Source organism: Streptomyces hilarionis (assembly GCF_024539675.1).
Classification (GTDB): domain Bacteria; phylum Actinomycetota; class Actinomycetes; order Streptomycetales; family Streptomycetaceae; genus Streptomyces; species Streptomyces hilarionis.
Genome location: NZ_JAHHIT010000211.1, coordinates 1 through 12,479 on the forward strand (window position 1 = coordinate 1; position 12,479 = coordinate 12,479).

At 76.0% G+C, this 12,479-nt stretch carries 12 protein-coding genes; 9 read left to right on the top strand and 3 right to left on the bottom strand.

Features of this window, described 5'->3' with window-relative positions:
• The 8 genes from KMS84_RS34860 to KMS84_RS34895 form a co-directional block, all read left to right on the top strand.
• Positions 1-1,585: helix-turn-helix transcriptional regulator (locus KMS84_RS34860; RefSeq protein WP_256920542.1), on the top strand; the 1,585-nt coding region annotated here is incomplete at its 5' end.
• Positions 1,586-1,839: 254 nt separating this feature from the next.
• The gene (locus tag KMS84_RS34865; RefSeq protein ID WP_256920543.1) at positions 1,840-3,267 is read left to right on the top strand and encodes an RsbRD N-terminal domain-containing protein; all 1,428 of its coding nucleotides are present in this window, start codon (positions 1,840-1,842) and stop codon (positions 3,265-3,267) included.
• Between the two features lie 350 nt (positions 3,268-3,617).
• Positions 3,618-4,400 (top strand): ABC transporter ATP-binding protein, encoded by a 783-nt coding sequence (locus KMS84_RS34870; protein WP_256920544.1) that lies wholly within the window; start codon positions 3,618-3,620, stop codon positions 4,398-4,400.
• A gap of 86 nt (positions 4,401-4,486) precedes the next feature.
• Positions 4,487-5,236: an ABC transporter ATP-binding protein gene (locus KMS84_RS34875; RefSeq protein ID WP_438819021.1), complete on the top strand. Its 750-nt coding sequence runs from the start codon at positions 4,487-4,489 to the stop codon at positions 5,234-5,236.
• Positions 5,233-6,129: a branched-chain amino acid ABC transporter permease gene (locus KMS84_RS34880; protein WP_256920545.1), complete on the top strand. Its 897-nt coding sequence runs from the start codon at positions 5,233-5,235 to the stop codon at positions 6,127-6,129. The genes KMS84_RS34875 and KMS84_RS34880 overlap by 4 nt, the downstream gene beginning before the upstream one ends.
• A 175-nt stretch (positions 6,130-6,304) precedes the next feature.
• Positions 6,305-7,399: a branched-chain amino acid ABC transporter permease gene (locus KMS84_RS34885; protein WP_256920553.1), complete on the top strand. Its 1,095-nt coding sequence runs from the start codon at positions 6,305-6,307 to the stop codon at positions 7,397-7,399.
• On the top strand, positions 7,396-8,670 hold the full coding sequence (locus KMS84_RS34890; RefSeq protein ID WP_256920546.1) for an ABC transporter substrate-binding protein: 1,275 nt from the start codon (positions 7,396-7,398) through the stop codon (positions 8,668-8,670). Before KMS84_RS34885 ends, KMS84_RS34890 begins: the two co-directional genes overlap by 4 nt.
• Before the next feature lie 284 nt (positions 8,671-8,954).
• Entirely contained in the window at positions 8,955-9,218 is a 264-nt protein-coding gene (locus KMS84_RS34895) for a DUF5133 domain-containing protein (protein WP_256920547.1), read from the top strand.
• Positions 9,219-9,328: 110 nt separating this feature from the next.
• Here the strand turns inward: KMS84_RS34895 and tgmB are convergent, their stop codons facing one another.
• From tgmB to KMS84_RS34910, 3 genes are all read right to left on the bottom strand, one after another.
• Positions 9,329-10,315, bottom strand: coding sequence for an ATP-grasp ribosomal peptide maturase (gene tgmB, locus KMS84_RS34900; RefSeq protein WP_256920548.1), 987 nt, complete (start codon positions 10,313-10,315; stop codon positions 9,329-9,331).
• A gap of 17 nt (positions 10,316-10,332) precedes the next feature.
• Positions 10,333-10,524: a putative ATP-grasp-modified RiPP gene (gene tgmA / locus KMS84_RS34905; protein WP_256920549.1), complete on the bottom strand. Its 192-nt coding sequence runs from the start codon at positions 10,522-10,524 to the stop codon at positions 10,333-10,335.
• 223 nt (positions 10,525-10,747) lie between these two features.
• The gene (locus KMS84_RS34910; protein ID WP_256920550.1) at positions 10,748-11,035 is read right to left on the bottom strand and encodes a DUF1232 domain-containing protein; all 288 of its coding nucleotides are present in this window, start codon (positions 11,033-11,035) and stop codon (positions 10,748-10,750) included.
• 288 nt (positions 11,036-11,323) lie between these two features.
• Between KMS84_RS34910 and KMS84_RS34915 the strand changes: the two genes are divergently transcribed.
• A complete protein-coding gene (locus KMS84_RS34915) occupies positions 11,324-12,391 on the top strand; it encodes a hypothetical protein (RefSeq protein ID WP_256920551.1) in 1,068 nt (355 codons plus the stop codon).
• The last annotated feature ends 88 nt before the right edge of the window (positions 12,392-12,479 follow it).

Sequence of the window (12,479 nt, forward strand, 5' to 3'; positions counted from 1 at the left end):
CCGGGCCCCCGCCCCCCGCCCGCCCGCACCGCCCCGCCCACCGGAATCGGGCTCCCCGCTGCCGGCCTATCGAGCCGGATTACGCGCGCTGCTCGAAGGACGGTTCGCCGAGGCGGAGGGACCGTTACGGCGACTGGTGGCGGAGGCGGAGCGCGCGCAGACGGCCGACGAGCCGGAGGCGGCCCTGCGCGCGACGGCCGCGGCGCTGCTGCTGGGCGACCTCGGGGGCGCGCGTCGTACCGGCGCGCGAGCCCTGGCCGTCGCGCGGACGACCGGCCACGCCATGGCGCTCGCCCGGGCCAGGGAGTATCTCGCCTACGCCGAACTGCGCTCCGGCCGGCATGCGTTGGCCAGGACCCATGCGGAGGAAGGGCTGCGGACGGCCCTGCGGACCGGGCAGGGCAACAAGGCCGCCCACTACCGCGCGGTGCTGGCGCTGGCGGCCTCCATCGAGGCCGGCCCGGACCAGGTCGCCGACCACGCCCAGGCCGCGCTCGCCACCGCCCGCCGGCACGGTCTGGCCCAGGCCGCGACGATGGCCGAGTGGGCCACGGCCCGCGCCGACCTGGCCCGCGGGCGGCCCCGGGAAGCCGCCGCCCGGCTCGCGCCGCTGGTGTGCGCCGGGACGCGAAGGGGGCACTTCGCGGTGTGGATGCCCGCGGTGCCCTGCTTCGTCGAGGCGGTGGCGGCCACCGCCGCCCGCACTCCCGCCCACCGCCCCGACACCCCCGCGCACCGCTCGGAGACCGCCGCCCACGACGCCGCCACTGCCCGTCACGGCGCGGCTGCCCATGACGGGGTCGCCGCCCCCGATGGCACTGCCGCATGCGACGCCGTGGCGGAGACCGCGAGTACGGTCCTGGCCTGCGGAAAGGCGGCCGTCACCGGCGGGTCTCCCGCCGTCCGGCCCGCCACCGCGGCTCGCCACGACCCGGCCGCTCGCCACGGCACGGCCGCCCGCCCCGGCGCCGCCGCTCGGCACGGCGCCGCGGGGGCCACCGGTCCGGCCGCGGCCGGCGGTACGGCGTGGACGGCCGCGGTCGCCGTCGTCGAGGAGTTCGCCCGGTGGGCCGGGCTCGGGGCGGATCCGCAGGCCCCCGCCCAGCTGCTGCGCTGCCGAGCCCTGCTGGCCCCGGCGGACCGTGCCGACGCCCTCTACCGCGCCGCTCTCGACCTGCACGACGCGGCCGGCGGCGGCGACTTCGAACGGGCCCGCACCGAACTGCTCCACGGCAAGTGGCTGCGCCGACGCCGTCGTCTGCGCGAGGCCCGCGAGCGTCTCGGCGCCGCCCTGGTGGGGTTCGAGCGCTGCGGCGCCCGCGCGTGGGCGGACCAGGCGCGCGCCGAACTCCGGGCGGGAGGCGCGGCCCCGGCCGGCGCGACGGGCCCCGGGGGACTGTCCGCGCTGACACCGCAGCAGTTGCGGATCGTCCGCTGCGTCGCCGACGGCGCGACCAACCGGGAGGTGGCCCTCGCCCTCTCCGTCAGCACCCGCACCGTCGACTACCACCTGCGGAAGGTCTTCGCGGCGCTGGGCGTGCGCAGCCGCGTCGAGCTGGCGCGTCTGGTCGACCGGGCGCGGTAGCCGGCCCGCGGGGCGGGCGGGCGGCCGGGGACGGCGGCCGCACGGCTCGGACCAGGTCCGCAGCGCCGCTGCCGCCGCGCGCCGGCGCCGCCAGGACGCCACCCCGTCGGCCGCATCGGCACGCCCTCGACCGTCCCTTGGACCGTTCACGCCGAAATGAATCGTGCACACCCCCTAGGGACCGACCGGACGGTATGCCATCCTTCGGGGCAGGACGAGCCGACGGCGGGACACAGTCCCGGGGGAGGACCGCGATGCACCACGCCCTACGGTCACGGACCGCGTCCCGTCCCGCACCGGCCACGCCGTCGGCGCCCGCTCTGCGGCGGCGCACACGGCCCGGCCGCTCGCTGATCGACGCCGACGCGCTGCGGGTGCTGCATCGTGCGGCCCGGGTGCTCCTGGCGGACCTGCCCGACCTCACCGACCGGCTGCTCGCCGCGATCCAGGAGCAGGAGCCCGCCTACCGCGCCACCGTGACGAGCGACAGGGAGGCGACCTGGCAGGAGGTGCACCGCTCGCTGCGGCACAGCGTGTCCTCGCTCCTCGACCCGCGCGGCAGCCGGGACGCCGCCCACCGCTGCTCGTGGAAGATCGGCGCGACCCGCGCGGAGCAGGGGCTGCCGCTGGACGCCCTGCTGCACGCGTTCCGGCTCGGCGGGTCCCTGGTGTGGCAGGGGCTCATCGAGGAGACCTCCCGCACCGCCCCCGAGGACGTGCGGCTGCTCGTCCACGTCGCCTCCGACGTGTGGAACTTCGTCGACGAGCACTGCTCCCTCGTCGCCGACGCCTACCGGCAGACCGAACGACAGCTCGCCTGGCGGCGGGAGAACCGGCTGCGGCTGCTGGCGGGCGCGCTCCTCGACGGCGCCTGCCGGATCGCCGACCTCCCGGAGACCTCCCACGCACTGGACCTGCCCGAGGAGGGCCGGTACGTCGTCGTGGCGGTCGCGGGCGGCCACCCCTCCGAGACGGCCGCCGCCCGGGCCGCGCTCGCCCGCGGCCGCCGGGTCTACTGGCACGCGGGGGCGGAGGTGGACTACGGCATCGTGCTGCTCGCCGGGCACGCGATCGCCGCCGACCCGGCCGCGGCCGGAGCGGCGGTTCCCGATGCTGCTGGAGACCTCGACGTCGCCGCCGAGGGCCCGGCCGGGACCGCAGGCGCGCACGAGGCCTGCGGCAGGGACGCAGCCGCGGGCCCGCGCGCCGGACACGGCCTCACGGGACCGGCGTCGGCGGCCATGCCGCCGGGCGGGGCCACGCGGGCGGGCGTCAGCACCGCCGTGTCCGGCCTGGCCGCCGTCGGGGACGCGCGCCGCCTCGCGGACGTCGCGCTGCGCATGTGCCCGGGCACCGGCGGCGCCGTTCGCCTGACGGACCACCTTCCGGCCGCGCTCGTCCTCTCCTCGCCCGACCTGGGCGCGGCGCTGGTCCAGCGGGTGCTCGGGCCGCTCGGCGCACTGGAACCGGCCGACGAGGCCCTCCTCCTGGACACCCTGGCGACCTGGCTCGCCTGCGACGGCTCCGCCCAGCGGGCGGGGGAGCGGCTGTACTGCCACCGCAACACGGTCCTGAACCGCCTGCGCCGCTACGAGCAGCTCACCGGCCGCTCCCTGTCCCGGCCGGCCGACCTGGTCGAGGTCAGTCTCGCCCTGACGGCCCGGGGCCTGCGCACCCACTGAGCGCCGGGCGCCGCCCACGCCGGTCGCCGGATCTTCGCCTCCGTCGGGGCCGGGACCCGCCCGCCCCGCACCCCGGTACGCGCGCATGCGCGCATGTCCGCGCGGCCTCCCCTGCCCCGGGCCCCCGCCCGCGGCCGTCGGTCGCTGCCCGCTCGATGTCACGAGACGGCGACCTCGCCGCCCCTGCCTCCCCGCTCAGTCCCTGGGCACGCGCACAAGCCCCCCGGCCTCCCGTTGGGGCGGCGCAGCGACCCCGCCTCCGTGCCTGTACCGCCCCTCGCCCCGCGTGCTGTCGTGAGCTCCCTTCCCCCGAGACGCCGTGCCCGTCGGCACGGCCCCGAGGAGCCGCGATGCCCGAAGCACCCCCGCAGGAGCGGCCCGCGCTGCACGTCGAAGGCCTCGACGTCATGTACGGGCGGGCCTTGTCAGCCCTGCGTTCCGTGTCCCTGACCGTCCCGCACGGCGCGGTGGTGGCGCTGCTCGGCGCCAACGGCGCCGGCAAGTCCACGCTGCTGCGGGCGGTGTCGGGCACCCTGCGTCTGCACCGCGGCGCCGTCACCGCCGGCCGCGTCCGGTACGGGGAGACCGTCCTGGACGGCCGCGACCCCGTCGCGGCGGTGCGGGCGGGCGTCGTCCAGGTGCCGGAGGGGCGCCGGGTCTTCGCCGGTCTGAGCGTCGAGGAGAACCTGCGCGCCGGCGGACTCGGCCTGGGACGGCGGGCGCCGTCGCAGGTCCGCGAGTCCCGGGAGCGCGTGTACACCCTCTTCCCCGTGCTCGCCGAGCGCGGACGCCAGCAGGCCGGGCTGCTGTCCGGCGGCGAGCAGCAGATGCTCGCCATCGGCCGCGCCCTGATGGCGGCGCCCCGGCTCCTGCTGCTCGACGAACCCTCCCTGGGCCTCGCCCCGCGCATGGTGTTCCGGATCGCCGAGGTGATCCGCGAGATCAACGCCCAGGGCACGGCCGTGCTGCTGGTCGAGCAGAACGCGGGCATGGCGCTGTCGCTCGCCGACCACGCCCACGTCCTGGAAGTGGGCGAGATCAGGCTCTCCGGACCGGCCGACGACCTCGCCCGCACCGACGCGGTCCGCCGCCTCTACCTCGGCGACCCGGCCGGCGACCAGGGGGCCGCGTGAAGCTCCGCCCCACCGCGGGTCGCGCTCCCACGGGCCCCGCTCCCGCGGAACCGCAGGGACCGCCGCCCGAACTGAGCGTGCGGGACGTGACCGTCCGCTTCGCCGGCCTGACCGCCCTGGACGCGGTGTCCTTCACCGTCGCCCCCGGATCCGTCCACGCCCTGATCGGTCCCAACGGCGCCGGCAAGTCCACCTGTTTCAACGTCCTGTCGGGCCTGTGCCGCCCGGCGTCCGGACAGGTCCGGCTCGGCGACGCCACGCTGACCGGGCTCGCGCCCCACCGCATCGCCGCCCTCGGCGTGGCCCGCACCTTCCAGAACATCGTCACCACCGAGGGCACCGTGGCCGACAACCTGATGCTCGGCCGGCACGTCCTGTCCCGCGCCGGCTTCGCGGCGACCGCGCTCCGCCTGCCCGGCGCCTCACGCGAGCAGCGCGCCCAGCTCGACCGGGCCCGTGAGATCGCCGAACTCACCGGACTCGCAGGCCACTTCGACACACCGGTCGGCCTGCTGTCCTACGGCGACCGCAAGCGCGTGGAACTGGCCCGCGCACTGTGCATGGAGCCGCGCGTCCTGCTGCTCGACGAGCCCGTCGCCGGCATGAACGGCGCGGAACGCGCCCGCACCGCAGAGACGGTGGACGCCGTGCGCGCCGAACTCGGGCTGTCCGTGCTGCTGGTCGAGCACGACATGGGGCTGGTGATGCGCCTCGCCGACGAGGTCACCGTCCTCGACTTCGGCCGCCGCATCGCCCACGGCTCTCCCGACGAGATCCGCCGCCATCCCGACGTGCTGCGCGCCTACCTCGGCACACCCGGAGAGGACCCCGCATGACCGCCCTCCTCGACAGCGTCCTCGCCGGCCTGGCCCTGGGCGCGGTCTACGCCCTGGTCGCGCTCGGCTTCGTCGTCATCTTCAAGGCGTCGGGCGTGCTCGACTTCGCCCACGGCTCGCTGCTGCTGTTCGGCGGCTACCTCGTCGCCGTCCTCCACGACGACCTCGGCTTCGCCGGCGCCCTCGCCCTGTCCGTCCTGGCGACCGCCGCCCTCGCCGGCGCCCTGGACCGGCTGCTGCTGCAACGCGGCGACCCCGATCCCAGGGCCGCCCACGTGCAGACGATCGTCACCATCGGGGTGGACATCGTGCTGCTCACCGACCTGTCCCGGCGCATCGGCGGCGACCTGCTCACCCTCGGCGACCCCTGGGGCGACTCGGTGACCCGACTGGGTTCGGTGACCGTGGCCGACAGCCGGATCGCCGCCGTCGTCGTCGCCGCACTCGCCATCGCGGCCGTGTTCGCCCTGTTCCGGTTCACCCCCTGGGGGCTGGCGCTGCGAGCCGCCGCCGAGGACCGGGAAGCGGCCGCCCTCATGGGGGTACGGCTCAGCCGGGTGCGCATGCTCGCCTGGTGCCTGGCCGGCGCCCTCGCGGCGCTGGCCGCCGTGTTCCTCGCCGCGTTCCCCGCGCCCGGACTGGAGCGGACCACCGGGCAGATCGCCCTCAAGGCCTTCCCCGCGGCGATCCTGGGCGGCCTCGCCTCCCCGCCGGGTGCCCTGGCGGGAAGCCTGATCATCGGCCTGACCGAGGCCCTCGCGGCGGGCTACCAGTCGGAACTGCACGTGCTCGGCGACGGGTTCGGCGACGTCGCCCCCTACGCCGTGATGGTCGCGGTCCTGCTGGTGCGGCCCACCGGACTGTTCGGCGCGAAGGGAGCGACCCGTGTCTGACGACGTCCCCGAGAGCGCCCACACCCGCCGCACCCTCCCGAAGGACGCCGCCCCGAAGGACGCCGTCCCGAAGGACGCCGTCCCGAAGGAAGCGGTCCCGAAGGACGCCCGTCCGAAGAACACGACCCCGAAGGGCGGCCTCGCCAGGAGCGCCGTCCTCAGAGGGACGGCGGCCCTGCTGACGGCGCTCCTGCTCTGCGCCCCGCCCTTCTACCTGGACGCCTTCTGGCTGCGCACCGGCCTGTTCGCCATGGCCGCCGCGATCGGCGCCGTCGGCCTCGGCCTGCTCGCCGGCACCGCTGGCCAACTCTCCCTCGGCCACGCCTTCTTCCTCGCCGTGGGCGCCTACGGCTACACCTGGCTGGCGGGCGAGCCCGGCCCGGCCCTCCCGCCCGCGCTCGCCGCCCTCCTGGCCGTCCTGCTCGCCGGAGCGGCGGGCGGGCTGTTCAGCCCCGTCGCCGGACGGGTGCGCGGCATCTACCTGGGCGTCGCCACCCTCGCCCTGGTGTTCCTCGGCCACCACGTGCTGCTCACCGCCGAATCCGTCACCGGCGGCTTCAACGGCCGTTCGGTGCCGCCCCTGACAGCGGGCGGGTTCTCCTTCGGAGCCGACGGCCCGCCCCTCGTCGTCCTCGGAGTGCCGTTCGGCGCGGAGGAACGCCTGTGGTTCCTGGGTCTGGCCCTGGTGGCCGGCACCTGGTGGACCGCCCGCGGCCTGGTGCGCGGACGCCCCGGCCGGGCCCTGGCCGCGCTGCGCGACAGCGAGACCGCCGCCCGCGTGATGGGCGTCGACGTCACCCGGTACCGGGCGGCGGCGTTCGTGGTGTCGTCGATGTACGCCGGGCTGGCCGGGGTGCTGCTCGCGCTCGTCTTCCGCCGGGTCGTGCCCGACTACTTCGGCCTGACGCTCTCCGTCGACTACCTGGCGATGATCGTCATCGGCGGTCTCGGCTCGGTCGCCGGCGCCGTCGCGGGCGCCGCCTTCGTCACCGCGCTGCCCCTGCTCATGACCCGCTACGCCGACCAACTGCCCCTGGTGACCGCGCCAGGAGCCGCCGACGCAGGGGTCGGACCCACCGAGGCGGCCCGCTACCTCTACGGCGCGGCGATCGTCCTGGTCCTGCTGTTCGCCCCCGACGGCCTGCACGGTCTCGCGCGCCGGCTGCACGCGCGCCTGCGTCCGGCCCCGGGGGCCGCCGCGGCCGCCGCGTCGGCCACCCGTCCCTCCGCCTCCGCCTCCGCCGTCCGAACCAAGGAGCCCACCCCGTGAACCGCACGCACCCCCGACACCGCACCCCGGCCGTCCTCGCCGCCGCCCTCGCGGCCCTGCTCGTCACGGCCACCGGCTGCAGTTCCAAGGCGGCCGGCGACGGCGGCTCCGAGGCCGCCGACGGCGTCCGCAACGGCCCCGGCGTCACCGCGAAAACCCTCAGACTCGGTGCTCTGACCGACCTCACCGGCCCCTACGCCACCCTCGGCAAGTCCATCGTGCAGGCGCAGCAGATGTGGGCCGACGAGACCAACGCCGCGGGCGGCGTCTGCGGACGCAAGGTCGAGATCGTGGTCAAGGACCACGGCTACGACGTCCAGAAGGCGGTCACCGCCTACGCCGACCTCGCCCCCGACGTGGTCGCGCTCCCGCAGGTCATCGGGTCGCCCGTGGTCGCCGCCCTCCTCGACGACATCGAGCGCGACCACCTGCTGACCTTCCCGCAGGCCTGGGCCGCCTCGCTGCTGGGCCACGACTCCGTCCAGGTCATCGGCACCACCTACGACCTCGACATGATCGCCGCCGTCGACTTCCTGACCCGGACCAGGGGACTGGCCAAGGGCGACGCCGTCGGACACGTCTACTTCGAGGGCGACTACGGCGCCAACGCCCTCCAGGGCTCGACCTGGGCGGCCGGGCGGGCCGGGCTGAAGATCGTCCCGCAGAAGATCAAGGCGACCGACACCGATCTCACCGCGCAGGTGTCGGCGTTGCGCAAGGCGGGCGTGAAGGCCGTCCTGATCAGCGCGGGCCCGGCGCAGACGGCCTCCCTGGTCGGCGTCGCCGCCTCGCGGGGGCTGCGCGTCCCCGTCGTGAGCAGCGCGCCCGGCTTCGCGCCCCAGCTGATGAAGACCCCGGCCGCGCCGGCGCTGGCCGCCCTGCTGGACGTGGTCAGCGCGGCGCCCGCCGTGAGCTCGGACCTGCCGGGCGTCCGGGCGATGGTGGCCGCGTACGGGAAGAAGTACCCCGACTCGCCGGTGGACTCGGGCGTGCTGTCCGGATACAACGCCGCCCGGCTGCTGGGCGCCGACCTGAAGAAGGCGTGCGCGGCCGGAAGCCTCGCGCGCGAGGACGTGGTGAAGGCGCACCGCTCGCAGAAGAGCGCCGACACCGGGCTCGGCTCCCCGCAGGACTTCTCCGACGTCTCACGGCCCGCCGCTTCGTCGACCTACGTCCTCAAGCCGGACGCGAAGGCGGTCGGCGCCCTGGTGGGCGTGGAGGACGCACACCGGGCGCCGGGCGTCACGGAGTACCTGGCGGAACACTCCTGACCCGATCCCAGCCGGTTGACCCGCGGATCGGCGGCCCGGCGTCGCGCGGTCCCGCCGTGCGGGCGTCCCGCCGGGTCCGCGCCGGGTCGCGAGCCGTGCCGACCCGGCGTCGGGGGCCGGCCAGGTGGACAGCCCGGGGGACATGCCGGTGGACATGCCGGTGGACACGCAGCGTCAGCGGTCATCGCCGGATCCGGACCCCGGGGAGTGACATCGGCGACCGACACGCATGAATCGCCCAGGTCCGGGCACACGGAGCGCAATAACAGGAGAGAGGGGCGCTCGTGATCGTTCCGGACCCGAAGGTCGCCAGGACGCTGCTGACCCGCTACGCGACGCTGAGGATCGCTCAGGCGGAGAGGGAGACGCCGCAGGCGGCTCGAGAGCTTCAGGACGTGACATACACCTTGTGCGTGCTGATGGGCACGCCCGACGTCCGCGAGGCGGTCGCCGCGGCGGACGCCCTGCTGGAGTCGGCGTCCGTGCAGGACGCCGGGAACGCCGAGTTGGCCGGGCACGCCGAGAACGGACTGTCCCTGGCGGTGTAAGGACGGCCTGAGAGCGGTATGAGGGCCGTGTGAGGCGTGGTGACACGGCGAGAGGCCGGACCCCGGGCGCGGCGGTGCTCCTTGTGGAGCCACCGCCGCGCCCGGGCGTGTCAGGAGGCGGTGGAGCCGCAGCGGTCGCCGTGCCGGACGCCCGGCTCCGGGGTCGCTCCGGCCAGCCACTGCGCGATGGTGCGGGCGATCGGCTGGCCGGTGTCCACCTCCACGAAGCCGAACTGTCCCGACTGGTTGCACTCCAGGAACCACCACGTGCCGTCGGCGTCCTCCGCGAAGTCGAAGGCGCCGTAGGCCAGTTCCGCCTCGCGCAGGTACCTGCGCACGGCCTCGGCGAGCCGCGGCGGGACCTCGGCGGGGCGCCAGGGCGTGGTCGACGGCGAGTAGCGCACGTCCACCACGTCGGGGTCGGCGCCGGGGGCGGTCTCCTTGCGGGCGGCGAGCAACCGGTCGCCGACGGCGGTCAGCCGGATGTCCGCCCGCTTGGCCACCCGGCGTTGCAGCAGCGTCGGACCGTAGGCCACGGCGGCGAAGTCCGCGCCCGGCGGCACCCGGGTGGTGGGCACCGCTCGGGGCGGGTCCTGCGGGTGCGCCCCGGAGACCGGCTTGACCACCAGATCCGGGTAGCGGTCCGCGAACTCGCGTGCCGCCTGCGGGAACGTGGTGATGAGCGTGGCGGGCACCGGCAGGCCGGTGCGCTGCGCCAGCCGGAGCTGCCAGGGCTTGTGCCGGGCGCGCAGGGACGCGTCCGGGTGGTTCATCCAGCGTGCTCCGGTACCGCGGAGCATGCCGTAGAGCGCCTGTGTGGACTCCTCCGTGAGCCATGCCGACGGCTCGGCCGCCCGGGCCGCGGGGACGCCGGGGCGGCGGACCCACACCGACCTGAGTCCGTCGAGGCTCAGCAGCCGGCCGGCGGACGACAGGTGGCCGCGGAAGGCCCCGTGGACGAACTCGCCGGACAGCGCGACGGATCGGGTCAGGTCGGCGGGGTCGAACCGGACGACCGGGACGCCCGCGGCGTTCAGGTGCACGACCACCATGTCCGCCGTGACGTCCTCTTCACAGGTGAGAATGAGCACGGTCATTTCGCTTCGGCCCGTGTTCAGTCGTCGAAGTGGGTCTTGGAGCCCGCCGTCGAGGTCGTGGTCCCGAGTTCTCTCAGAAGGGCGTGATCGCGCGCGGCGATCCCGCCGTCGAGAAGTACGTTCAACTGCAGTCCGTGATCGTAGGCGTACGGAGTGGCGAACTCCAACTCCGCCGCAGGGCGTGCGTAGTTGAGCGCGAACGGTTTCATCGTCTCTCCCTCGTCGGTACTGCTTCGATCAAGCGGTGCCGCTGTGCGACGTCACTCGGGCCCGCTGCGTGGTGCTGGATGGGTGCAGCCTTCAGTCACTTATACGAATCGAACGGGTGGTTGGTTTCCTTACTCTCCGTGTTCGTCGGGGAGTTGGGGGCCGAGCAGGGCGCGGAGCAGCGGAGATCCGGTCGGGCGGGTGCGAAAACGTCTTCCCGGGCGGTCAGTCGGGGAGCTGCTCGGGGTCGTTCCCGGGGGTGCGGCGCAGGGTGCGCAGGGCCAGCAGAAGGACGCCGACGTCGTCGAGGTAGACGGGGTCCGGAAGGATGTCGGTGGGCAGCACGAAGTACAGGACCGCCCCCCAGAAGACCCAGCGCGGGCCGGTGGGCAGTCCTGCCCGCCTCAGGCCGCGCCGGGCCCGGACCAGGCGCACCAGCACCGTGGCGGCCACGGCGAACAGGGCGACGGCGGCCACCGCCGCGACGACGACGAGCGTGGTTGGCGCATCCACGGGCCCTCCCGGTGGTCCGTCGCGCGGCGGCTGCTCTCTTTGTCCTGCTCTGTCCGGACCCTGGGGCGTGGTCCCTGACTGTCGGTTTCCCCGCTTTCGGCTTCCGGATTCCCGCTCCGGGCGGGATTACCGCATCGGACGCGTCGCGCACGGGCGGCGCGTCGGATCACACGGGTGGCGCGTACGGGTTGCGGCGCGCGCGGCGCGGCCCTGGTATGGGGAGGGTCACGTCGCGTGTCGCAGCTCGGGGGCGCAGTGGGCGACCGCACCCTCCAGAGAGAGCTCAGCATGATCACCCGCGCTTCGCGGTCCCTTCCGGACCGTCCCGTCATACCTCCCACCGGCGCGACGAGTGCGACCGCACCGCTGCCGCCGGCGGCGCCGCCGTCACCCGTGCCGGACGCCGGGGGACCCCCGGCCCCGCACGCCGGTACCGCGCTCGCCCGCCCGGGTCCCCGTCCCGATCCCGTCGGCGCACTGCTCCGCGAGGCCGCTGCCCACCGGCCGCTGGAGGACGTCTCACGGCTGGTGGCGGTGCTGTCCGCGCCGCCGCACGACGTGGAGCACGCCGACCACGTGATCCGCGCCGCGGTCGAGAGCCGGTCCGTGGAGGAGGTCGCGCGGCTGATGACCCTGCTGTACCGGCCGCCGCTGGATCCGCACTGCGGCGACGAGGCGGTCCGGGCGGCGGCCACCCACCGCCCCGTCGAGGAGGTCGTGGAGCTCGTCGAGCGCCTCGCCCGTGAGCGGGCCGTGACCGCGGCCCCGCCGGCGCTCGCGCCGCACGACGGCGGGCCCGCCCCCGAGCACCCCGCCGGACCCGAACTCCGGCCCGCAGCGCCGCCCTTGGCCGCACCGCCGGCCGTTCCGCCCCCGGACCCCGCGCCGGCCCGGGCGGCCCCCGGCTCCGACGCGGTCGTGCCGTGGACGGCGTGGGCCGCCGCACCGGCCCTGATCCTGTGCGGGGTCGCGCACGTCCTGGTGCGCGGCGGCGGCCTTCCCCCGGCGGTGCTCGCCGTGGCCCTGGCCTCGTCCGCCCTGTGTGTGCTGTCGGCCCTGCTGCTGGTCCGACGGCCCACGCTGGGCCTGCTCACGGCGGCGGTGCCGGTGCCGGCGGCCCTGGCGGGCGCCCAACTGCTCGCCCCGCGCGTCGGGGTGGCGCACCTGTCCCGCGCCACGGAGGCGACGCTCGCCCCACCGTGGCTCGCGGCCCCAGCCGCCGCGGCGGCCGTGCTGACGCTGTTCGTCGCCCTCTTCGTGGGCCTCGCACGGCTGTTGGGCGACCGGCGCCCGGCCCCCGGAACGCCCCCGGAACAGACGCCCGTGCCGTCGCACTCGACGCCCCCCTCGGGCTGAGCGCACGCCGGACCGGCCCGGGCCTTCCCGAGGGGCCTTCCCGAGGGGTCGGTCCCGAGGGGTCGGTGGCGGCCGGGTCGACCCGGCC

Coding starts and splice junctions, on each gene's coding strand:
- KMS84_RS34915 (WP_256920551.1), top strand. CDS start 11,324: ATGATCACCCGCGCTTCGCGGTCCCTTCCGGACCGTCCCGTCATACCT.
- tgmB (WP_256920548.1), bottom strand. CDS start 10,315: ATGACCGTGCTCATTCTCACCTGTGAAGAGGACGTCACGGCGGACATG.
- KMS84_RS34870 (WP_256920544.1), top strand. CDS start 3,618: ATGCCCGAAGCACCCCCGCAGGAGCGGCCCGCGCTGCACGTCGAAGGC.
- KMS84_RS34865 (WP_256920543.1), top strand. CDS start 1,840: ATGCACCACGCCCTACGGTCACGGACCGCGTCCCGTCCCGCACCGGCC.
- KMS84_RS34880 (WP_256920545.1), top strand. CDS start 5,233: ATGACCGCCCTCCTCGACAGCGTCCTCGCCGGCCTGGCCCTGGGCGCG.
- tgmA (WP_256920549.1), bottom strand. CDS start 10,524: ATGAAACCGTTCGCGCTCAACTACGCACGCCCTGCGGCGGAGTTGGAG.